General features: G+C 43.7%; 24 protein-coding genes. 7 read left to right on the forward strand and 17 right to left on the reverse strand.

The window, feature by feature from the left end:
• Positions 1-27: 27 nt before the first annotated feature.
• The 5 genes from Q7C19_RS07350 to Q7C19_RS07370 all read right to left on the reverse strand — a co-directional run bounded on the left by Q7C19_RS07350 (position 28) and on the right by Q7C19_RS07370 (position 5,454).
• The gene (locus tag Q7C19_RS07350; protein ID WP_035406684.1) at positions 28-696 is read right to left on the reverse strand and encodes a potassium channel family protein; all 669 of its coding nucleotides are present in this window, start codon (positions 694-696) and stop codon (positions 28-30) included.
• A gap of 104 nt (positions 697-800) precedes the next feature.
• Positions 801-1,823: a cytochrome d ubiquinol oxidase subunit II gene (locus Q7C19_RS07355; RefSeq protein WP_035406681.1), complete on the reverse strand. Its 1,023-nt coding sequence runs from the start codon at positions 1,821-1,823 to the stop codon at positions 801-803.
• 12 nt (positions 1,824-1,835) lie between these two features.
• Positions 1,836-3,233 carry a cytochrome ubiquinol oxidase subunit I gene (locus Q7C19_RS07360; RefSeq protein ID WP_035406678.1) on the reverse strand — a complete coding sequence of 466 codons (1,398 nt, stop codon included), beginning with the start codon at positions 3,231-3,233 and terminating at the stop codon, positions 1,836-1,838.
• 234 nt (positions 3,234-3,467) lie between these two features.
• Positions 3,468-4,580 carry an N-acetyldiaminopimelate deacetylase gene (locus Q7C19_RS07365; protein WP_214854656.1) on the reverse strand — a complete coding sequence of 371 codons (1,113 nt, stop codon included), beginning with the start codon at positions 4,578-4,580 and terminating at the stop codon, positions 3,468-3,470.
• Positions 4,564-5,454 (reverse strand): transcriptional regulator CcpC, encoded by an 891-nt coding sequence (locus Q7C19_RS07370; RefSeq protein WP_023468861.1) that lies wholly within the window; start codon positions 5,452-5,454, stop codon positions 4,564-4,566. The genes Q7C19_RS07365 and Q7C19_RS07370 overlap by 17 nt, the downstream gene beginning before the upstream one ends.
• Before the next feature lie 65 nt (positions 5,455-5,519).
• On the opposite strand from Q7C19_RS07370, the gene Q7C19_RS07375 reads away from it, so the two are divergent.
• The gene (locus tag Q7C19_RS07375) at positions 5,520-5,915 is read left to right on the forward strand and encodes a disulfide bond formation protein B (protein WP_035406674.1); all 396 of its coding nucleotides are present in this window, start codon (positions 5,520-5,522) and stop codon (positions 5,913-5,915) included.
• Between the two features lie 69 nt (positions 5,916-5,984).
• Here Q7C19_RS07375 and Q7C19_RS07380 read toward each other — a convergent pair whose 3' ends face one another.
• The 7 genes from Q7C19_RS07380 to Q7C19_RS07410 all read right to left on the reverse strand — a co-directional run bounded on the left by Q7C19_RS07380 (position 5,985) and on the right by Q7C19_RS07410 (position 11,777).
• On the reverse strand, positions 5,985-7,256 hold the full coding sequence (locus Q7C19_RS07380) for an FAD-dependent oxidoreductase (RefSeq protein ID WP_375091917.1): 1,272 nt from the start codon (positions 7,254-7,256) through the stop codon (positions 5,985-5,987).
• 115 nt (positions 7,257-7,371) lie between these two features.
• Positions 7,372-8,190, reverse strand: coding sequence for an ammonia-dependent NAD(+) synthetase (nadE, locus tag Q7C19_RS07385; protein ID WP_035406669.1), 819 nt, complete (start codon positions 8,188-8,190; stop codon positions 7,372-7,374).
• Between the two features lie 33 nt (positions 8,191-8,223).
• Entirely contained in the window at positions 8,224-8,670 is a 447-nt protein-coding gene (locus Q7C19_RS07390; RefSeq protein WP_375091918.1) for a BsuPI-related putative proteinase inhibitor, read from the reverse strand.
• A 78-nt stretch (positions 8,671-8,748) separates the two neighbouring features.
• Positions 8,749-8,961 (reverse strand): hypothetical protein, encoded by a 213-nt coding sequence (locus tag Q7C19_RS07395; RefSeq protein ID WP_035406663.1) that lies wholly within the window; start codon positions 8,959-8,961, stop codon positions 8,749-8,751.
• A 358-nt stretch (positions 8,962-9,319) separates the two neighbouring features.
• Entirely contained in the window at positions 9,320-10,411 is a 1,092-nt protein-coding gene (locus tag Q7C19_RS07400; RefSeq protein WP_056062400.1) for a conserved virulence factor C family protein, read from the reverse strand.
• A gap of 86 nt (positions 10,412-10,497) precedes the next feature.
• Positions 10,498-11,211, reverse strand: coding sequence for an alpha/beta fold hydrolase (locus Q7C19_RS07405; protein WP_214854664.1), 714 nt, complete (start codon positions 11,209-11,211; stop codon positions 10,498-10,500).
• 8 nt (positions 11,212-11,219) lie between these two features.
• A complete protein-coding gene (locus Q7C19_RS07410; protein ID WP_035406655.1) occupies positions 11,220-11,777 on the reverse strand; it encodes a GNAT family N-acetyltransferase in 558 nt (185 codons plus the stop codon).
• 132 nt (positions 11,778-11,909) lie between these two features.
• Between Q7C19_RS07410 and Q7C19_RS07415 the strand changes: the two genes are divergently transcribed.
• From Q7C19_RS07415 to Q7C19_RS07430, 4 genes are all read left to right on the forward strand, one after another.
• The gene (locus Q7C19_RS07415; RefSeq protein ID WP_035406651.1) at positions 11,910-12,641 is read left to right on the forward strand and encodes a hypothetical protein; all 732 of its coding nucleotides are present in this window, start codon (positions 11,910-11,912) and stop codon (positions 12,639-12,641) included.
• Positions 12,642-12,888: 247 nt separating this feature from the next.
• Complete coding sequence (locus tag Q7C19_RS07420; protein WP_035406649.1) at positions 12,889-13,182, forward strand: hypothetical protein; 294 nt, start codon at positions 12,889-12,891, stop codon at positions 13,180-13,182.
• Positions 13,183-13,528: 346 nt separating this feature from the next.
• A complete protein-coding gene (brnQ, locus tag Q7C19_RS07425) occupies positions 13,529-14,854 on the forward strand; it encodes a branched-chain amino acid transport system II carrier protein (RefSeq protein WP_035406647.1) in 1,326 nt (441 codons plus the stop codon).
• A gap of 65 nt (positions 14,855-14,919) precedes the next feature.
• Positions 14,920-15,795, forward strand: a complete 876-nt coding sequence (locus Q7C19_RS07430) for a DegV family protein (protein ID WP_035406645.1) — start codon at positions 14,920-14,922, stop codon at positions 15,793-15,795.
• Positions 15,796-15,851: 56 nt separating this feature from the next.
• On the opposite strand, the gene Q7C19_RS07435 is transcribed toward Q7C19_RS07430, so the two are convergent.
• From Q7C19_RS07435 to Q7C19_RS07445, 3 genes are read right to left on the reverse strand one after another with little or no spacing between them, the layout of a single operon-like run.
• Positions 15,852-16,349 carry a hypothetical protein gene (locus Q7C19_RS07435; protein ID WP_290751677.1) on the reverse strand — a complete coding sequence of 166 codons (498 nt, stop codon included), beginning with the start codon at positions 16,347-16,349 and terminating at the stop codon, positions 15,852-15,854.
• Positions 16,349-16,969 carry a phosphatase PAP2 family protein gene (locus Q7C19_RS07440; RefSeq protein WP_052018989.1) on the reverse strand — a complete coding sequence of 207 codons (621 nt, stop codon included), beginning with the start codon at positions 16,967-16,969 and terminating at the stop codon, positions 16,349-16,351. Before Q7C19_RS07440 ends, Q7C19_RS07435 begins: the two co-directional genes overlap by 1 nt.
• Positions 16,969-17,511: a phosphatidylglycerophosphatase A family protein gene (locus Q7C19_RS07445; RefSeq protein WP_035406640.1), complete on the reverse strand. Its 543-nt coding sequence runs from the start codon at positions 17,509-17,511 to the stop codon at positions 16,969-16,971. The genes Q7C19_RS07440 and Q7C19_RS07445 overlap by 1 nt, the downstream gene beginning before the upstream one ends.
• A 145-nt stretch (positions 17,512-17,656) precedes the next feature.
• Here Q7C19_RS07445 and Q7C19_RS07450 point away from each other — a divergent pair, with 145 nt between their 5' ends.
• The gene (locus Q7C19_RS07450; protein ID WP_056062411.1) at positions 17,657-18,169 is read left to right on the forward strand and encodes a YjcG family protein; all 513 of its coding nucleotides are present in this window, start codon (positions 17,657-17,659) and stop codon (positions 18,167-18,169) included.
• 4 nt (positions 18,170-18,173) lie between these two features.
• On the opposite strand, the gene Q7C19_RS07455 is transcribed toward Q7C19_RS07450, so the two are convergent.
• Both Q7C19_RS07455 and fabI read right to left on the reverse strand, forming a co-directional pair.
• Positions 18,174-18,392 carry a hypothetical protein gene (locus Q7C19_RS07455; protein WP_035406634.1) on the reverse strand — a complete coding sequence of 73 codons (219 nt, stop codon included), beginning with the start codon at positions 18,390-18,392 and terminating at the stop codon, positions 18,174-18,176.
• A 119-nt stretch (positions 18,393-18,511) separates the two neighbouring features.
• A complete protein-coding gene (fabI, locus tag Q7C19_RS07460; RefSeq protein WP_029342212.1) occupies positions 18,512-19,285 on the reverse strand; it encodes an enoyl-ACP reductase FabI in 774 nt (257 codons plus the stop codon).
• A gap of 144 nt (positions 19,286-19,429) precedes the next feature.
• Here fabI and Q7C19_RS07465 point away from each other — a divergent pair, with 144 nt between their 5' ends.
• A complete protein-coding gene (locus Q7C19_RS07465; RefSeq protein ID WP_035406631.1) occupies positions 19,430-20,599 on the forward strand; it encodes an FtsW/RodA/SpoVE family cell cycle protein in 1,170 nt (389 codons plus the stop codon).
• Positions 20,600-20,620 lie beyond the last annotated feature (21 nt).

Below are 20,620 nucleotides of genomic sequence, written 5' to 3' on the forward strand. Positions count from 1 at the left end.
TAAAGCTGAGGCATGCCTCAGCTTTTTTTAGTTCTTTACTTTATGAATCGCGCGTTCTAAGCGATCAAGATCTTCGTTCTCACCAATGACGACGAGATAATCACCTTTTTCGATGACTTCATCTGCCTGCAAGGAGATCATGACATTTTCACCCCGTTTGATGGCGACAACGTTTGCTCCATATTTACTTCGTAAGTCGAGATCAATCAAGGTTTGTTTTGCCATCCGATCACTGACTTTAATCTCAACGATTGAGAATTCTTGTGATAAGTCTAAGTAGTCAAGGATATTCGAACTCATCAATCCGTTCGCAATCCGAACCCCCATATCCCGCTCAGGGTGAACGATGAAATCCGCTCCAATTTTTCGCAATACTTTTTCATGGTAATCATTCGTTGCTTTGACGGTGATCGATTGCACACCGAGCTCTTTTAAAATCAACGTCGTCAAGATAGACGCTTGAATGTTTTCCCCAATAGCGACGATGACATGATCAAAGTTTCGAATCCCCAAACTTTTTAAAACGTTCTCATCGGTCGTATCGGCAATGACAGAATGTGTCGCAATCCCCATGAATTCGTTGACACGTTCCTCATCGGAATCAATTGCCAAGACATCATAGCCGTTTTTCGATAATTCGCGGACAATCGAGCCACCAAAACGCCCTAGTCCGATTACTGCAAACTCTCCATTCATTTTCACAACTCTCCTTCACAATCGCTCTTCATTAGTAGTGTACCCGATTCAATTTAAAAATACTATAAACGCCTCTGCGAATCGCAGAGGCGTTTATCCATTCATTATTTTGATGATTTTCCACGTACATAATCGTTATCGAACAAGAAGAGCCGTAAAATCAAATACAACGCCGGAATTAAGAGTAAAAGTCCGAAGATGAAAACGACGACGAGTGCGGAAGCCATCGTTTCGTTTACGACTGCTTTGTTGATATCGATATATGGATACAAGATATACGGCAAGTGTGTATATCCGTAACCGAACCACGCGACTGCATACTGTAACATGACCGCGACGAACGCGATGCCATAGTTTTTCTTCATATAGACGAGTGTCACGGCAATGAGGAAAAATAAGAAACTAGCAGCGAACCACCACCAGTTGCCGTTTAGGATATTTTCATAATGCCATGCCGCTTGGTTCTTCAGTCCAAAGAAGACGAGCGCACAGACGAGGATTGTTGGTCCACTCCAAAAGAGTGCCCATTTCCGAATAAGCGGCGTAGCTCCCTCATCTTTCGCTTTATCCGCGTAGAATAAGAGGAACATCGCGCTGATGTATAAGACAGATACGATAGCGAGCGCTACGACCGTCCACGAGTAAAAGTTCGAAAATAATTTCGTTCCTAAAAACTCAACTGTATCATTCGTTTTGCGGATGAAACCACCTTGACTGATTGTCAATGTTGTCGACATCGCAGCAGGAATCAGCAACCCTGTCGCTCCATACAAAAATGTGTAGAACATGCTGTCGTTTGATCCATAATTGGCGAACGCATAAAAACTACCACGAATCGCAATCAAGACAAGAACAATTGACGCTGGTACGAGTAGTGCCGTACCGAAATAGTAAGCGGAGTCTGGGAAGAACCCAACTAGTCCTACGAAGAAGAATACGAAGAAGACATTCGTTACCTCCCAAACAGGAGAGAGGTAACGAAGAATCAATCGATTCGTCAGATGATCCCGCTTCGTATATTTTGAATAAAAGGCGTAAAATCCAGCACCGAAGTCAATTGAGGCAACGATGAGATATCCGTACAGGAAAGTCCAAAGGACCGTGATCCCTAGTGTTTGAACGTCCAAATCGTTCCCTCCTTACTTGTTATCATCCACGAACATTGCTTCACCGCGTGCATGGTGGTTTTCAGCAAGTTCTTGAAGTTCTTTTCCAACCGTGTTTTTCTTAAACATCCGTAACAAGACGACCGTACAAATCGTACCAAGCAACAAGTACAATGCACTGAATAAAATGAGCATCGGACCAACCGCTGTTGAAGTCGTCGCCGCGTCCGCTGTTCGCATGATACCGTAAAGCGTCCAAGGTTGACGACCAATCTCAGCGTACATCCATCCCGCTTCGATTGAAATCATCGCTAACGGACCACCGATGAACACCCCTCGTAAAATCCACTTATTATATGGATTCAATTTTTTCAATCGGAATGCCAAGATGAACAAAGCAGAGATAGCAGTCAAGTACATCCCAATCGATACCATGATATCAAAGAAATAGTGGACGATCAGTGGTGCTTGATCTTCTTTTGCGAATTCGTTTAAACCGATGACTTCCGTATTCGGAGCCCCACCTGCAAGAATTGAGAGCGCATATGGGATTTTGACGGCTCCTTTGATTTCATAACTGCCGTCTTCTTGCTGATCAAGTATCCCACCAAAAATCAATTCTGCTTCATTTGTCGTATCAAAATGCCATTCCGCAGCTGCTAGTTTTTCTGGCTGGTATTTCGCTAAATATTTCCCTGAGAAGTCACCGACAAGTGCTGTCGAGAACGCGAAAATCAGACCAGCCATGACAGTGAGACGAAGAGCTTTCTTATGATATGCCGTCTCTGCTGCTGAGAGTGTCTTTTTGCGAAGCAAATGGAACGCCGCGATTGCTGCCAAGATAAAGGCAACAGTCAAGTAAGCTGAAACGATGACGTGTGTCGCCTTCGTCGGTGTCGCTGTATTAAACATTGCTTTTAATGGTTCGATTTGCGTTAACGTACCATTGACGATCTTAAATCCTTCTGGTGAGTTCATGAAGGAGTTGACTGTCGTGATGAAGAACGCTGATGCTGTCGCACCAATGACGACTGGAATCCCAATCAACCAGTGCAACCATGGATTTTTGAACCGGTCCCACGTATACAAGTAAATACCAAGGAAAATCGCTTCAAAGAAGAACGCGAACGTTTCCATAAATAGTGGCAAAGCAATTGTTTGACCCGCTACTTGCATGAGTGACGGCCAAAGTAATGATAGTTGCAAGCCGATTGCCGTCCCTGTTACGACACCGACTGCTACGGTAACGACGTATCCACGCGTCCACCGTCTTGCTAATAAGATATAATCTGGATCTTTGCGTTTCAGACCGATGAATTCAGCTGCCAGTACCATGAGCGGTACTCCGACACCAATCGTCGCGAAAATAATATGAAACGCTAGTGTGAGCCCTGTCAACAATCGACTGAGCACTACGGGATCATTGAACATGTATTTAGCCCCCTCTTCCTAAAACATACTTCTCTATATGGTCTATAACCGTATCATAGAGAACATAACCCTTTGTGTCTGTTTATAATGTTTGATGTAACAAATTGTTCACATATACACGTGATTTTTTTCACAAAATGTTCGAAAACTCTTATTCCTACATATATTAAAAACTTTCCCATTCCTGAATTCGAAAGGGAAAGCTTTATATCCTTTATTATTTCATAAAAATTTTTAAACATACTCTCGGAAATAATGGTCAAGTAAATCAATGACAAAAGAAATGGCTGATTCATCCGGGTTTAATGTTGGTTGATGCAAACCAGATGTCGGATTATCGACGCCGAGCCAGAACATCATCCCTGGGATCTCTTTCAGCATGAAACCAAAATCTTCCCCTGTCATCGCCGCGTCACATTCGATATAGTTGGCATTCATCTTTACGAATGATGAGAATTTATCCACGATTTGCCGGTCGTTGACGACTTCATAATAGCGATTACCGAATTGCAGATCGATTTTAACACCAAACGAAGCTTCGATTCCTCGAATGATGTCACGGACACGACGTTCGAGTTTTTCCATGTCTTCGCCGTTTAGCGCACGCATCGTTCCGTCAAGAACCGCTCTACCGGCAATGACATTCTCACGAATACCTGCATCCACTTTCCCAATCGTGATGACACTACAATTCATCGGATTAATGGATCGACTGACGATCGTTTGCAATTGCATGATCAAGGCTGCTTGCGCAACAACTGTATCAATCGTCAAATGAGGAAAAGCCGCATGACCACTTTGACCATAGATCGTGATATGAACTTCTCGAGCACTCGCGAACAGTACGCCTGGACGACTAGCAATCGTACCGACTGGATATTCCGGTGCAACGTGAAGACCATACATCTCACTCGGACGATATTTTTCAAACAATGGACTTTTAATCATCGGCTCCGCCCCGCCCGGTCCTTCTTCTGCCGGTTGGAATAAAAAGACGACATCATCCATGACTGGTAGTTCAACGATCCGTTTCATCAACCCTAAAGCAATCGAGGCATGCATGTCATGACCACACGCATGCATGAACCCTGGGTGTTCTGAGCAATACGGAAGCCCTGTCGCTTCTTCAATCGGTAACCCATCAATATCTGCGCGATACCCGATCGTTCGGTTTCCAGTCAATCCTTTCACTCGAACGAAAACACCTGTTTCAAATGTGTCATATGTGACACGATCTGGCGGATATGCACGAATTTGTTCCAATATAAAAGCTTGCGTCTTAAATTCCTTGAACCCTGGTTCCGGTATTTTATGAAGCGCGCGCCGCATCTCAATGGCGTATTCCATCTGACTGACTTCCTCCTTCTTCTTTTACGATGTCCCAAAAAGCTTGGACTTGTTTTAATTCAAGCATCGATTCCGTGGACAAGATCCAAGTATCTCGCTTCAGTACTTTTCCGGATGATGTCTTCAACGGAAGCTGCATGACTTCATTCGATTGCTGAATCGTCGACTCAGGTAAGATAGCAAAACCGATGCCATGTAACGCCATCTGTTTGCATGTCTCGATTTGGTCGACGACCAAAGTCCGAGAGGGTGGACTTGCGAACCGATCTTGCCACCACTCTAAAATTTCTTGATAGTACGTCGAATCACTTTTGAACTGGATGAACGGGCGATCCGTCACACGCAATTGTTCAATCGACGTCAACTCACTATCAACTAGATAGAGCGGGTCTGAGAAAAGGCGCTCTTTAACACCTTTCCAGTCCGGGTTTCCACGAATGATCCCGATATGAAAGTGTTCCTCTAACATATGACGCATCATCTCACTTGACCATCCGGTGACCAACTGGACACGCACATGCGGATAACGCTCGACGAATCGTTTTAAGACACGCGGGAGCCAGTATTGTCCCATGATGGAGGCGACAGCAATCCGAAGCGTTCCGTAAACGGCACCCTCTTCTGCCGTCAATTCACTTTTTAGTTCGAGTTCCTTCCGATTCATCTCTTTTGCGAGACCAATCACTTTTTCTCCTTGCGGTGTGATGCTTAAGCCACGCGATGAACGAATGAATAGTTTGGTTCCCCAGCGTCTCTCAATCGCAACAAGACGTTGACTAAGCGCAGGTTGTGAAACGAATAATCGTTCAGCAGCTCGCCTCATATTCAATTCTTCCGATAAAGTGATCAACATTTCCATTTCCGACACTTGCAATGTGAGATTCGACTCCTCATGATATAAGATGGCATTAGTTTAACACGTTAGAAAGGACGATACATATGACACGCTATCATTTTATGTTCATCATCTCAACGATTGCAACGCTTGGCAGTCTCTATTTTAGTGAAATTCGTGGATTCATTCCCTGCCCTCTCTGTTGGTGGCAACGACTATTCATGTATACGACAGCCTTTTATTTGCTCATATCCTTGTTCCGGTCGAAAACGATCGATCCACTCTTTGTACGCCTATATGTGCTTGCCGGCTTTGGTGTCGCCTTGTACCATGTCATCCTTGAGCGTTTACCCGATGGCGAAGCGTTATGTTCGAGTGGCTGTCTCATCAAATGGGTCAACTATTTCGGTTTCTTGACGATTCCGATGATGAGTCTCATTGCCTTTACATTACTCTTGATTCTAGCGTTCTATCCAGCACGTTCAAACAATGAAGCGTAAGATATGAATCTTTGGTCAATACAAAGAAGGAGAAGTCAATTCGGCTTCTCCTTCTTTTGTCGTTTTACATCACGTCCATCGATTGAAAACACTTACGGCGCTTGAGAACGCAAGCTCTGAGAGTTGTCCCGTCCCTTCACACCAGTCTCCGACGAAAGCGACACCTGCATGTCCCGGAATTTGAGTCGCAAGAGGACCTTGCCCCATTTTCCATTTGATTTCTTGTACGACTGCTCGTTTAATCGTTCGTTCTGCAACGATACGTTCTCTCCAGTCTGTGAAATGAACGTCAAGCATCTGTTCGATTCCCTTTCGAACATGTCCGATATAATCAGGATCCTCAAGTCGATCGTGTTCAAGATAAGCGATTGCTTGAAGGACTTGACCATCCTTTGGTGCGAGGCTTGCATCATAATGCGATAAATCCGTGATGAACGCTCGATGCGAACGGTCGTAGATGTATGAATACGGTGTTTGGATATAAGGCTGAAGTCCGAGATCATACACGAAAACTTCGACGGGTTCATGACTCGCATGCGGTGTCACGAATTTTTGGATCGTCGTTGGAGTCGCCATTTTTAAGATTTCACGTGGTGGTACGGCAAAGATGATCCGTTCCAAATTCCATTCTTGTTTTTTTCGATCACGTACCAAGAATCCTGTCGTAGTCAATTCGACTGCTGTTATTTTTGTTTTTTTCAAGATCTCTCCGCGATTCTCTAGGATGATCCGTTCCAATTCCTGTACTAACCCTTGCCAGCCCCCTTCGATGTATGAGACAGGCTTTCGCGTCCGAAAAAGCTTTTGATAATACTCGAAATAGACATCTGATGGAATTTTTTCTGGTTCTGCCGTAAAAAAATTCGTTGATGCCAAATCAAGCATCAACTGTGCCACTTGTTCATCGACGCGTTCTGTTTTTAACCATTGCCCGATGGATTGTTGCGGATTCCCTCGTTCGACTCGTAAAATCGTTTTAATAATCTCCCATGTAAAACGTACTTTGTTCGTTCCTTCGATGACTTCTGTTTTCAGTAGTCCCCAGGCATTCGCAGGAACAGCCGTCAAATGACCTGAAAACTCATATTTCGCACGACTCGCTGAAAAATCAAGCCACGTCACTTCGATACCGAGTTGTTTCGTTAATTTGCGAAGAATTGATTGATCGCGTCCATAAATCGCATGGGCACCGTAATTAAATGTAAAGCCCTTTACGGTTTGAGAGGTGGCACGTCCTCCGAGTAATCCAGCATCCCAGAGCGTGACCGGTGTTCCTTGTTTTGCAAATAACGCCGCTGCTGTCAATCCGGATAACCCTCCACCTATGATTCCAATCGTCATACTCTCGCCTCCTCAACCATCGTTTCTCTTCTTTTCCCATAACGACCGGAGAAGAATCGAAGAACATGAAAAAAGACATGATTTCAATCATGAAATCATATCTCCTTATTTTTGATTATGCTTTCCACCATTCATCAAGTGGTGAGACGGGCATATGATGCTTATGTCCAACACGTTTATACTGCGTCTCTAACTTTTCTTGACTTGCTTCTGAAATCGACTTACCTTCCAAATAATCATCAATTTCTTCGTATGTCATTCCGAGTGCCACTTCGTCTGGTAGTGCCGGACGATTTTCTTCAAGGTCTGCTGTCGGAACTTTTTCAATCAAGACTTCTGGGGCGTTCAAGTAACGTAAGAGTTGTTTCCCTTGCCGTTTATTCAGTCCCGTTAATGGCGTTAAATCACATGCACCATCCCCATGTTTCGTGTAGAATCCCGTCACGAATTCGGCTGCATGATCCGTTCCAACGACTAAACAGCCATAATGAGCGGCTAAATCATATTGACTCTTCATTCGTTCTCGCGCTTTCGTATTTCCTTTGCTAAAGTCTGAAAGTTCTGCACCTGTCGCCTCTTCGAATGCCCGCATCGATGCTTCGACCGCTGGTTTGATATTCACACGAAGCGAATGATCCGGTTGAATAAAAGTCAACGCTGCCTGTGCGTCTGCTTCATCTTGTTGTTCACCGTAAGGCAAGCGGACCGCATAAAATGAGACATCTTGTCCCTCTTCTTTTCGCAACTCTTCAACTGCTAGTTGGCATAGACGACCTGCGAGCGTTGAATCTTGTCCCCCGGAGATGCCTAATACGAATCCCTTCGCCCCTGTATGCTTGAGATACGCCTTCAAGAAGGCTACCCGCTCGTTTACTTCTTGGGCTGGATCAATGATAGGTTTAACGCCTGTTACTTGGATGATTTCTTGTTGCATGAATAAATTCACTCCTTCACATCGTTTTGATCGTCATTTTGAATTAATCATTTGGTGATCCGTCGTTTGTTTTGCATTTGCTCCTTTGAACTGGCGGATTGTCGATACGCGAACTTCCTTGCTATCACCTAAAGAGGAGATCGGTAATTCAACCGTGTACTGTTTCGTTTCGCGTTTTGTGAACGTATCCTTCTCAATCGCTTGCGTGAATACTTGCTCTTTCTCAAAATCATACGTTACGTGTTGTTTCGCATCAATCAATTGAGCCTGAAATCGTTGCGAGGAAGGATATGTCACGTTTACACTGTGATCATTTGGATTCGTTAAGGAAATGTCTAATTGCATCATACTGTCTTGCTTTGTCGTTTTGACTGCAATCTGAATCGGTTCGTTCATGGTTTTTGTTGCCTGTTGTTTCTTTTCTTGGCAACCTGCTAAACAAACAGTAAGCAGCAACAGAATGAAAACGAGACGTTTCATTTCATCCCTCCTTTTATCTAATCAATTTTATCACAAAAAAAAGCGAGAGAGGATTTCCTCTCTCGCACATTTCATCTCTTATGCTACAGGTAAAGTAGATGGATTCATCTTGAATGAAAACAATTGCTCTAAACCTGTCGCAAACAGTTCGTCACAAATATCTTCTGCCGCGTTTGCTGGTGCAACCAATGTAATCGTACGACTGTCAATTGTTTCGATCGTGACATATACCCCAGTTGTTGTCCGTTCCTTGTATCCTACTGCTAAATCAGTTTCAGCGAAAAGTAACATATCCCCGATTCTCCCCTTTTCTCATTCATATGCCAAGCCAAAAGATGACCTACATGCTTCGAATTCGTTATTGTAGGTTTACTGTATCAAAGAGATGAAAAAGAAGAGAATAGTCATTCGACATTTCATTTCAAAACAATATTCCAGTTCAAATAGGGATATTTTGGAATAATCTATATAGTTGTTGCATGCAAGCGTTTTTACGAGCGTTTCCAACACATTTCATTTCGATTTCAAAAAGATGACAACATAATTTTGATTATTTTACCATCATTTTTAGATAACAGGGAAAATATACCTAGATAATCGATGGCTCATTTTGTCGAATGATTCTTTCACACAATATTATTTTGAGTTCTCATGAACTTTCATCTATCATTCGATTCATTTGTTGCCAGACCGTCCCTAGTGCTTCTTCCCCACTTTCGATTCGAGTCAAGGCGAGTTCCGCCTGTAAAGCGACTTCATATTCTCGGTCTCGGCTCGCTTCACGCAGTCTTGGAATCGACTGTTCTGTTCCAACATCGAACAGGAATCGAGCAGCCCGCCAACGTACTAGTTTATTTTTATCCGTCAAAGCCTCCATCATCATTGGTTCAGCCTCTGGCATCGCCCAATCCGAAATCGTATCACCTGCTGTTCGTCGTACGATACCTGATGGATCATGGAGTGCACTTGTCAGATACTCTAATAATTCTTCCCGATGTTCTTCGAACATCCCAAGCTTTACGATTGCTTGACGACGAATTTGCATTTTTTCATCCTGTAATAATCGTGCATACGCCGGAACCCATTCCATTTCAACAGGCAGTTCATCAAGCGCCGCGAATCGTTCTTTCCAATCAGACGAACGAATAGCTTGACCACTAAAGGCAATATCTTCCCCTGCTGCGAGCGACTTGAGACGTTCGATACGTTCGACTGGATATGCGATCTCAATCTCATTCGCTACTTCACGCAAACTTTCGTCAAGGTCACCGTATCGAGGTGCTTGTTCCACCCAGCGTCGATCGCTAATGACATTCTGAACGAATGGTTGGACGAATAGCGCTGCTTCTCGGAATCGTTCTGGCAACCCTTCTCGTTTTTCTTCTAATCCTTTCACACCTTTGATTTGCATTGGTACGCCTAAAATGAACTGTACAAATAAATGGACTGGCTCATACTCAGCATCTGTCTCGTGCTGTTCAACGTCATTTAACGTTTCACCGAACGCACGTCGTATATCGATGACAAGCGAACGCCAATCATATTTCGGATAACGCTCGATCGATAAAAAGTCACTGACCTGATAAACAAACTTAACGCCAGGTATTTCAAGTAATCGCTGAATGTGTTCCGGTGCGCCAAAGGCATGCTCGAATGTCTGCCCCTTTTCCGAAAAGACCTCATCAACGATGACTTTCATGTTATTTGGACTTGGTGTTGGTTCAATCGCTACGATTTTCATGTGTATCCCCTCCACTTCTATCATTTCAGATATCTAATCTGAAATGCAAAGCAAATGCCCTACAGACATGACCGTAGGGCAAAAACTTACTTGAATGCTTCTTCGATAATTGCAACGAAGGCATCCGGTGTCTCAAGCATCCCCATGTGTCCACTGTCTGTTGACCGATGTATGAGATGATCATTTGTTGGTGCAAAAGCACTTTCCTCTGAGATCAATGGATCCTTCGTACCATGAATGATGACACCTTTTACGTTTGCTTTCGTTAAAGCTTTCGTCATATCCCGACGATCTCGCATCGCAGAGAGTGCACGGATGGCTCCTTCGACGGTCATCATATACCCAATTTCAAGTGCTTCAGCAACAGCGAATTCATCGGCTCCTTCCGCAAATAAGGACGGAACAAGACCATTGACAAATTCTCTTACACCAACTTCTTCGACGCGCGTGATATTTTGATTTCTTTTTTGTTTCGCTTGTTCATCATCTGCTTTCGCCGTTGAGTAAACGAGACCATATCCACTGATTTGGTCGGCATACCTTTCCACGATTGCAGCCGTGATGTACCCGCCAAAAGAGTGACCAACGATGATTGGCTTTTCAACACCACGTCGCTCTAGATCATCCATGACCCATTCTGCGAATCCCTCAATCGTATCAGGTCCGACATCCAGTCCTTCATGTCCTGGTAAACTCAACGGTAAAACTTCAAAAGAATGTCGTAAATTTGCCTCTACCCGATTAAAATAATCTGTCCCTCCTGTAAATCCATGTAGGAGTACAAGTGTTTGTTTTTCCATTGACTACCTCATCCCTTCCACTCAGATGCGAGCATACGGTACATCGTCAAGTTCATGAAACGACCATGACTATATGCATAATCTTCTAATAATCCTTCTGCTTGAAACCCTAATTTTTGCACCAATGCATTGGAAGCAAGATTCTCAGGTGCTACGAGAGCACTGATGCGATGGAGAGCGAATTCCTCAAATCCGTAAGTCAGAACAGCTCGAGCCGCTTCGGAAGCCACTCCGCGTTGCCAATACTCTTGACTGACTTCAAAGCCAATTTCAGCTCGATGGTATTGGGAGAGCCAGTTATGAAAACCAATCGTACCGATCAATTGATTCGTTTCTGCATCAGCAATTGCCCAGCGAATCGCTTTACCTTGTGTAAACTGTTCCTTGAAGTAACTGATGACATTTTTTGCTTCATAGACTGTCACAAGCGGATCTGATCCGTAATAGTACATGACTTCATCATCTGATAGGATTTTAAACAATTCACGTGCGTCACGGTTTTCGAGCTCACGTAATACGAAGCGCTCGGTTCGCAATTCCGGGAATGGCTTTCGCAAGCCCCACATGCTCCATCACCTCTCTTTATGCTTCTCTATGTAGTATGCCCGTTTTCAGGAGTAAATATCCTTTCAGGCAATTCGAAGTTTTGCTACTATTGAATTATGAAGGAGTTAGTCACGGAAAGGAAGCGAAGTGGTATGTCAAGTGCGTTACTTTACTTATATGAGGACGAGGAAAATCAACGCTTGACGATGTCAGGGGTGCATTTCTCTGATTTCGCCGCAGCCGTCGATTTGAAGCGTCCTTTGCTTATTTCAGGAAGTGATTTCAAGCAGACGAAACAATCGTTTCGGACAATGCTACATTATATCGAAGCGCATGAAATCGAACAGTTTTCACAATCCACGGATGTACAGCGTCATCCATTGATCGCTATCGATATTCGTTCCTCCCATTCACTCGACGTATTAACGGATGTCGAAATCGCAGAGTTGTTATTTCTAATGCATATGAAACGTGGAATGCCACTTCCCTTCCTTGATTCGATTGAAAATGAATTGGTCTATTTTAGCGAGCATGACGGACTTCATGCTTCCGTTTACTTAAAAGACTGGGCACGCGTCGAACAATTGATTGCTGATCTTGTGCAACGAAAATTCCGACAGCACGCACGATCCGTTGCCTCTGTTGCTTTAACAGCTGAAATCATGATCCATATCCGTCATTTTCTCGGAGAAGGGGTCCTGATTGATTTCGAAAGCGCAAAGCGATCTGTTTTTTCAAGAAATATTACGATTCCTGTCTACGTGGCTGGCCGTTATGAAGACATGAGCGTATTACATGAAGATTTTGAAGCCGAGAAAGAATCGATTCTTAGACGTGGAACGCTTGTGTGTCGAAAAAAGAAATGGAGTTTTGAGTTAGATTGACCTTTAGCATCTTTTTCTTTTAGAAAAGGATGCTTTTGTTCTATTTGAATTTTAAATGATGATTCCTTCTTTACGGTTATTATGGACAATGTGACAATATCGTTAAAAAATTTTTCGAATTTTCACACAAAATAAGACTAGCATCTTGTGAGGACTTCGCTATAATGAGGATAACCTTTTTAAGTTAGAAGTTAGACCTGTTTTTTTGTAGGGATGGTACTGGAATTAGCAGAAGGAGGAATTCAATATGGATCAGTTAAAAGTGAACGGGATTGGCTCATTCACGAAATTTGCGACGAACGGGAACATCCTCAAATTAAAGGATGCGACACTCGGTGAAGTGAAACTGTCGCTGAATGAAGCGAGTTCAATGACCATCGCCCCTGTCGATGAAGAAAATGGACTTTTCGTCATTAAAGGGCAACAGCAGGAATCGCTTGTTGAACTGACGTTACCACGTCAATCCTGTGAGGTCGTTCACGCTTGGCTCCTCCATAAATTGAAACGCCATAAAAAAATACGCTCGATTGCGACAAGCTGACATTTGTATGAAAATCCTTAACTCAAGACTTCCATTCATGAGTTGAGGGTTTTTTCTGTTTAAAAGTCTCGGTGATAAATTTTCAGAAAATATTGTTTTCTTAGATTCTTCATGTTATCCTTAGAAAAATTCAAACAGGAGGTTTTAAACATGACATATACATCGCTTATCCCAGTACGACTGATTGTGATTAGGACCAGGGACTGAAGATTCATTTCTCGATTGAGAAGATGAAGACCAGGCCCTTTTCGTCATTTCGACAAGGCGTCTGATCACACGACGCCTATCCACGCACATCGTGGATGAGGCTTTTTTTATTGAAATTAGAAGGAATGGAGGACAACACATGTTTAAGACAAAAGATACGTTCGCTTTAGGATTTATGATCTTCGCATTATTTTTCGGTGCGGGTAACCTAATCTTCCCACCAGAACTCGGCGCCCTTGCAGGTAAACAATTCCTCCCAGCCATCCTCGGCTTTATCGTGACAGGTGTGGGTCTTCCGTTGCTCGGCTTACTTGCTGTCGCATCTATCGGAGGCGGTATCAAAACGCTTGCTGCTCCTCTCCCTCGTTTTGTAGGTGCTGCCTTGACGTTTGCTCTCTACGTTGCCATTGGACCTTTCTTCGGAATCCCTCGGACATCGGTTGTCACGTATGAGCTCGGTGTTGTACCATTTCTCGGTGCGCCTTCACAAATGACATTAGTTCTCTCATCAAGTCTCTTTTTCATTGCTACGCTTTACCTCGTATTGCGTCCTGGTAAATTACTTGAAATCATCGGACGTTTCATCACACCTTTATTGCTGATTGCACTTGCTGCGTTAAGCATCAGTAGCATCGTCTCACCACTTTCAAGTGTCGCTTCACCAAGCAAAGCCTATGAGACGACAGGTCAAGCATTCATCCAAGGTTTTCTTCAAGGATACTTAACGCTTGATGCACTCGGCGCCTTAGTCTTCGGTGTCGTGGTACTTCATACATTAAAAAGCCGAGGCGTTCATGAACGAACAGCACAATTTAAAGTCGTCACTCGTGCTGGAACGATTGCTGCAGTTGCTTTGACTCTCGTCTATATCGGACTCGGAATGATCGGACGTAATACATTTGCCGCAATCGGAAAAGTCGATGGTCCGACCCTTCTTCAGCATTATGCGAATACAGCATTCGGTTCAATTGGTTTAGCTGTACTTGGTCTTGCGATCCTACTTGCCTGCTTGACGACTTCAGTTGGTCTCGTCACTGCATTTGCAGAATATATGATGACTCTTTCAACACGTGTCACATTAAAAACAGCAAGTATCTTCACGACTGTTCTTGGTCTCACGGTATCTATTGTCGGATTACAGACATTGTTATCAATCGCTGTTCCCGTGTTGATGTTCCTTTATCCAATCGTCATCGTCTTAATCGCATTAACATTCATGCGTCATCTGTTCCGTCGTAAGTCGGTCGTTTATCAGTTCACTCTTGGAGTAACGATTTTCTTCTCACTTTGTAGTGCGTTAAACCAACTTTCTCTTTTCCCGGGAAATCTCAAAACCTTCTATCAATCACTTCCTTTAGTGGATCAAAGTTTAGAATGGTTATTTCCGACACTTATCGCCTTTGGTCTCAGTTCATGGTTTGGACACGTTTCCACCCCTTCCGTCATACAAAAACGCGCTAGCTAGTGATTCCGTTTTCATAGCTATGGTATGATGAACAAAATGGGTATATTAATGGAGGCGTCATATACATGGATAAGATTGCTTGGATTACCGACAGCATGGCTTTTTTCGAGCCAGGAGAGGCTGAAAAAATCGGAGTCCATGTGATACCGACATTACTCATCTTGAACGGGGAGTCTTACCGGGAGTATGTCGATATCTCGATTGAACAATTGAATCAAAAAATGCAGGACGATTCGAAAATCTCACCTACGACTTCGCAACCGTCTTTTGGTGACTTCGTAACTCTATACGAACAGTTACTCGAAGACGGTTATGATTACGGATATGCGATTCACATCACGAGTGGCTTAAGTGGTACCTACTCCAGTTCGGTCGCTGCAGCTGAGGCTGTCGGTTTCCCGCTGTATGCGATTGATTCATACACGGGTGCTGCCAATCAACAAGAACTTGTCCGGATCGCACAGCGACTAGTAGCTGCTGGTAACGATCCAAAGGAAGTCATGTCGACACTTGAAACGTTTAAACACAAATCGCATTTTTATCTGATTATTGGAAATATGGAGACGATGCGACGTAGTGGTCGAGTTTCAGGAAGTCAATTTTTATTAGCGAATATGCTCAACATCAAGCCGATCGTTCAATTTAATGAAGAAGGACAGCTTGTTCCTTTCAAGAAGGTACGCTCGATCAAAAAAGCATTTAAGGAAATGGTGACCGAGATCACTTCTAAAGTGACAGCACAAGGAGTCTACGATCGAACACTATATATCGGTCATACGCTCGCTCATACTGCTGCTGAAGAATTAAAACGTTTGATTGTAACGGAACATCCTGAAATCAACGTTCGTATCACGCAATTCGGTCCTTCCATCTTGGCACATGCTGGTGCTGAGACGGTCGGCGTGTTCTGGTTCGACGACATTTCTCTACCTACAACTTGATACCTAACATTAAAAAATAAAGAACCGGACGGTCTTAAAAAAGACCGTCCGGTTCTTTATTTTGTTTCGTATTTACGAAATAATTCTTCTAGCAACATCGCTTCGTCCAACGTTCGATGAATCGGTTCGTGCGGAAGTGCGATTTGATTCGATAATGTGTCGGAAGGATATACATCAAACGACACTTGTTCCATCTCAATAAGATACTCAAGGATAGAATCAAGTGAGCTTTCCTTTTTAAATTGACGAAGCCAGTTTTCATATCGACGATCTACTTTTCCTTTTTTCAGCAATATCTCTCCACTAGCAATGATTGCCCATTTAGGCGGCGCATCGATTTGGAAAAGTTCCAACTGCTGATATTCTTCCATCGTTCGTTTCGTCACCGGAATGACACCGTTGATTGAGACCAATCGTTTTAATCTAAGATGCGCTCGCATCGTCATGAATCGCGGTCGTCCGGCGACTCGCTCAACAAGCAAGGTCGGTTTATCAATAGAACGCATCGTTTCTTCATCAAATAATAAACTATGATCTACATCTAATACTAGCATTAAGACACTCCTTTTTTTCTGCGGGAGACGATGAATGCATAGGAGCTACATAAAAGAATCGCTGCAAAACAATAACCACCGATGACGTCTGAAAAATAATGAACGTTTAAAATGATGCGGGAAGCTCCCATGGCAAGAAATAACCCAATCGTCAACACCGATACGATTACTTTGCCAGTCGTTTTTAAATGCCGGAAAGCGACGACAAGAAATCCTACATATACAGCGAATGCCATCGCGGAATGACCACTTGGAAAACTATAGCCAACACCACCAACTAACTCATTCAATGAAGGACGTTCTCGTACGAAGGCAAATTTGACGACTTGATTCAATGCTCCTACAGAGATCGCCATCAATACATACCAAATACTTGCGATACGATCTCGCCACAAGACATAACTCACTACTCCAAGTAACACCGTCATTGTCATCGCCCCAGGACCAGAGCCTAGTTGAGTGAACCAAGAGACATAGTCCCCTGGAACATGTTGAGACATGTACGACGATAATTGAGCGTCAAATAAAAAATAGCCCGTCATTCGAATCGAGACGGCGATGATCACGAACAAGACGACAGCGATGGATGCACCCACCCACGCCGCTCTTGCCCCCCGCATTAGTATGTCCCCTTACGTTCTTCTAATTCTTCTGCTGAATAATCTTCCTTATCCCGCAAACGATGTGCCAAACGCCCTGATGCATTTGCTGCGATGGCTGCAACGATATCGTCCATGAACGTATTGACTTTTCCGTCTCCGAGCTTCGTATCCAGTTCTTTGATGATCCCAACCTTCGCCTTATCCAAATATCCGAATGTCGTAACAGCGATAGAACCGTACGTATTGACAGCACCAATCGCGATCGTTTCATCTACGCCAAATAATCCTTCATCGCTTTGGATGATGGACAAGAGTGGTTCTGATAATAATCCTTTTTCAGCAAGAATATCTAATTCTGCCCCGACAAGGATCGCATGTTGTAATTCACGCTTTTCAAGAACTCGTTCAACCGAACTGACACATGTTTCTACTGTCAGATCCACTGTGTATGGTGCTTGCATTTGGTAAACGATCTCAGCAATCGCATGAATCGTCACCCCGCGTTCATGTAACTTGTCAATTGCTGCTTGTTTGACCTCTTTTGAATGTGTTTTCTTCATGACTGTATCCACCTCTCCAACAAAGTACTTCATTAGTATACACGGATTCTAAAGCTCCTCTCAAACTTCTTTGACATCGACGCCAGAATCCGTCATGATTATTTTGTAAAGCGTTATCATTTCAGGGGAAAGTAGGGGATTTTCGATGAACATCGGGGTTGTATTGTTTCCATCGAAACGCGTTCAAGATTTTGCCAATTCATACCGAAAGAGATATGACTCGAAGTATTCACTGATTACACCGCACATCACGTTACGGGAGCGGATGGGAGTCGATGAGACAGAATTAGATCACATCGTGACAGAGTTAAATCGAATCGCGTCCGAAACGAAACCGGTCAATCTGCACATCCAAGGAGCACGGTCGTTCCATCCGACGAACAATGTCTTGTTCCTTAAAGTAATGCCATCGGATGAGTTAGAACAATTACATCGCGCCTTGCATACAGGACCACTCGCACATAATCCGAAATACGATTTCTTGCCACATATCACGATTGGTCAAGAACTGTCGGATGTCGAATTGTTCGATGTACTAGAACGTCTCAAGATGGAAGATATCCGTTTCCAAGAAGATGTCACGAAAATGGCTTTATTGTATGAACTGGAAAATGGAGCTTGGAGTGTCTACGAGACATTCCGCTTTACAGGTCAATGAATGATTAAACTTCCCGGTCGAAGCTTCGACCGGGAAGTTTTAGTTCTGGTAACACTCCATATGCATTCGCCTGTTCTTCTAAAAAATCTTGCGTTTCATGTTCTCGATAAGGATCGACTGGGCGTATCGGTTGAACCCTTGCGACCGGTTCAGTTTTCAGTTGTGGGTCGACTCGTACTTGACGATTCACATATTGTACGACCGTAAAATCGATTGCGTTCATCCTCTGCACTTCCTCTCCCCTTCTAATTCTAACGTTGTTCATAATTGACACTTCCCCGATTAAGCACAAAAAAAACCAAGCTCCCCTCCTAAGGGAAGCCCGGTTCACTAAATCACCTATTACAGAATGTGGAATCCACTATCGACGTGAAGGATTTCTCCTGTTACACCACTCGACATTTGCGAAAGTAAGAATAATCCACTCTGACCGATTTGTTCCGTCGTAACGTTACGGTGAAGTGGCGCGCGTTCTTCGATGCTATCAAGGATTGAGTTGAAATCGCCAACACCTTTTGCTGAAACTGTCCGGATCGGACCAGCAGAGATCGCATTGACACGAACACCTTGCTGTCCGTATTCAGCAGCGAGATAACGAACGCTAGCATCTAATGCTGCTTTCGCAACACCCATGACGTTGTAGTTCGGAACCATCTTCTCACCACCAAGGTACGTCAATGTGATGACAGATGCGTCTTCTGTAAAGAAGTCTTTCGCTGCCTTGACGACTGCCGTCAAACTGTAGGCAGAGATATCAAGTGCTTGCGCGAACTGTTCACGTGTTACACCAGAAAATTCACCACGAAGTGCTTCTTTATCCGCGAATGCGATCGAGTGAGCGATTCCTGAAATCTTACCGTGATCTGCATGGATCGTCTGGAAGACCTGTTCGATTTCTTCATCACTCGTGACATCACACGTATAATAAGAAGCCGGACGTGATAATTCCTGTCCTAATTTTTCAAGTGGTGCTTTGAAACGTTCCCCGACATATGTAAATGCGAGGCTTGCTCCAGCAGCGTCGAGTGCACGTGCGATGCCCCATGCAATCGAACGTTGGTTGATGACGCCCATGACGACGTACGTCTTGCCTTCGAGTGAAGGATAAATATTCATGATAAAGTCCCCCTTGAATTAGTACCTGGTAATAAAACCTATCTTCAGGTTACAAAAACGTAACGCTTCTGTCAACCATCGCTCTTGATATTGCGGATTTGATAAATTACGGTAATATAGAAAGTGATAGAAAGTAGGGATGAAATGAATCGATTCAAATCATTTACACAACGTTATGATCATACGTTGTTGTTTTTACTCGCCTGTCTGATGGTCATCAGCGTCATCGCCATCTATACGGCCCAACCTTCGCTTAAAGGTGCTATCAGTGCCATCAACTTCTCCGCCAAACAAATTCAGTGGTATGTCATCGGTTTCATAGCGTTATCCGTCGTCATTTTCATCGACTATGAACAGCTGAAGCGATTCCACTGGTTTTTATACGGAGCTGGTATCCTGTCATTGATTGGTCTTGTTATTTTCCGTGGTACACCAATCGTTACTGAAATCAAAGGAGCGTATGGGTGGTATCAATTCCCGGTCATTGGTACAGTTCAACCGGCTGAGTTCATGAAATTCTTTTTGATTGTTTCGCTCGCTGCCGTCATCACCGAACACAATGCCCGTTATGTTCAACACGAACGCGACTTCTTATTGCTCGTTAAAATGGTTGCTGTCACGGCTTTGCCACTTGGTCTCATTATCATCCAACCCGATTTAGGAATCGGTTTGATCTTATGTGTCATTCTTGCATGTGCCATGTTGTTATCTGGACTGAACTGGAAATGGCTCTTGACGATGTTTGCCCTGTTCGCAGGTTCTGTCATCATCTTCTTTTACCTGTTTTATTTCCACAACGACTTACTCGCAACGTTTTTCCCAGGTCACGCGATGAACCGGATCATGGCTTGGTTGCAACCTTTTGAATATGCGGATGATCTCTCGTATCAGCTCGTCCAAGCAATCAATGCAACAGGTTCTGGTCAAATGTTCGGGGTTGGATACGGAAAACTGCAGGTATTCGTTCCGGAACTGCATACGGACTTCATCTTTACGACGATTGCCTCACACTATGGTTTCATCGGGGCTGCCATCGTATTGATCGTCTTATTCCTGTTCGTCTATCGCTTGATTCAAATTGCTCTTGAGACGGCGGATCCATTTGGTACCTATATCGTGACAGGATATGTCGCCATGTTCACGTTCCAAATCTTCCAGAACATCGGGATGACGATCGGTGTCTTACCGATCACAGGTCTTCCATTACCATTCATCAGTTATGGTGGATCAACGATGATCGTAAACCTCGTCGGTCTAGGATTAATTATGGCAATCGCTTCTCAGTCTCGGATTTCCATGTTTGATGAAGATTAATCGCATACGATAAAAGGCAGT

The organism is Exiguobacterium sp. PHA03 (genome assembly GCF_041945985.1).
In the GTDB taxonomy this organism is placed as follows: domain Bacteria; phylum Bacillota; class Bacilli; order Exiguobacteriales; family Exiguobacteriaceae; genus Exiguobacterium_A.

Excerpts from the sequence above, each read along its gene's own strand:
- Q7C19_RS07350 (WP_035406684.1), bottom strand. The coding sequence starts at position 696 with ATGAATGGAGAGTTTGCAGTAATCGGACTAGGGCGTTTTGGTGGCTCG.
- Q7C19_RS07360 (WP_035406678.1), bottom strand. The coding sequence starts at position 3,233 with ATGTTCAATGATCCCGTAGTGCTCAGTCGATTGTTGACAGGGCTCACA.
- Q7C19_RS07365 (WP_214854656.1), bottom strand. The coding sequence starts at position 4,580 with ATGGAATACGCCATTGAGATGCGGCGCGCGCTTCATAAAATACCGGAA.
- Q7C19_RS07375 (WP_035406674.1), top strand. The coding sequence starts at position 5,520 with ATGACACGCTATCATTTTATGTTCATCATCTCAACGATTGCAACGCTT.
- Q7C19_RS07380 (WP_375091917.1), bottom strand. The coding sequence starts at position 7,256 with ATGACGATTGGAATCATAGGTGGAGGGTTATCCGGATTGACAGCAGCG.
- nadE (WP_035406669.1), bottom strand. The coding sequence starts at position 8,190 with ATGCAACAAGAAATCATCCAAGTAACAGGCGTTAAACCTATCATTGAT.
- Q7C19_RS07390 (WP_375091918.1), bottom strand. The coding sequence starts at position 8,670 with ATGAAACGTCTCGTTTTCATTCTGTTGCTGCTTACTGTTTGTTTAGCA.
- Q7C19_RS07395 (WP_035406663.1), bottom strand. The coding sequence starts at position 8,961 with ATGTTACTTTTCGCTGAAACTGATTTAGCAGTAGGATACAAGGAACGG.
- Q7C19_RS07400 (WP_056062400.1), bottom strand. The coding sequence starts at position 10,411 with ATGAAAATCGTAGCGATTGAACCAACACCAAGTCCAAATAACATGAAA.
- Q7C19_RS07405 (WP_214854664.1), bottom strand. The coding sequence starts at position 11,211 with ATGGAAAAACAAACACTTGTACTCCTACATGGATTTACAGGAGGGACA.
- Q7C19_RS07410 (WP_035406655.1), bottom strand. The coding sequence starts at position 11,777 with ATGTGGGGCTTGCGAAAGCCATTCCCGGAATTGCGAACCGAGCGCTTC.
- Q7C19_RS07415 (WP_035406651.1), top strand. The coding sequence starts at position 11,910 with ATGTCAAGTGCGTTACTTTACTTATATGAGGACGAGGAAAATCAACGC.
- Q7C19_RS07420 (WP_035406649.1), top strand. The coding sequence starts at position 12,889 with ATGGATCAGTTAAAAGTGAACGGGATTGGCTCATTCACGAAATTTGCG.
- brnQ (WP_035406647.1), top strand. The coding sequence starts at position 13,529 with ATGTTTAAGACAAAAGATACGTTCGCTTTAGGATTTATGATCTTCGCA.
- Q7C19_RS07430 (WP_035406645.1), top strand. The coding sequence starts at position 14,920 with ATGGATAAGATTGCTTGGATTACCGACAGCATGGCTTTTTTCGAGCCA.
- Q7C19_RS07435 (WP_290751677.1), bottom strand. The coding sequence starts at position 16,349 with ATGCTAGTATTAGATGTAGATCATAGTTTATTATTTGATGAAGAAACG.
- Q7C19_RS07440 (WP_052018989.1), bottom strand. The coding sequence starts at position 16,969 with ATGCGGGGGGCAAGAGCGGCGTGGGTGGGTGCATCCATCGCTGTCGTC.
- Q7C19_RS07445 (WP_035406640.1), bottom strand. The coding sequence starts at position 17,511 with ATGAAGAAAACACATTCAAAAGAGGTCAAACAAGCAGCAATTGACAAG.
- Q7C19_RS07450 (WP_056062411.1), top strand. The coding sequence starts at position 17,657 with ATGAACATCGGGGTTGTATTGTTTCCATCGAAACGCGTTCAAGATTTT.
- Q7C19_RS07455 (WP_035406634.1), bottom strand. The coding sequence starts at position 18,392 with ATGAACGCAATCGATTTTACGGTCGTACAATATGTGAATCGTCAAGTA.
- fabI (WP_029342212.1), bottom strand. The coding sequence starts at position 19,285 with ATGAATATTTATCCTTCACTCGAAGGCAAGACGTACGTCGTCATGGGC.
- Q7C19_RS07465 (WP_035406631.1), top strand. The coding sequence starts at position 19,430 with ATGAATCGATTCAAATCATTTACACAACGTTATGATCATACGTTGTTG.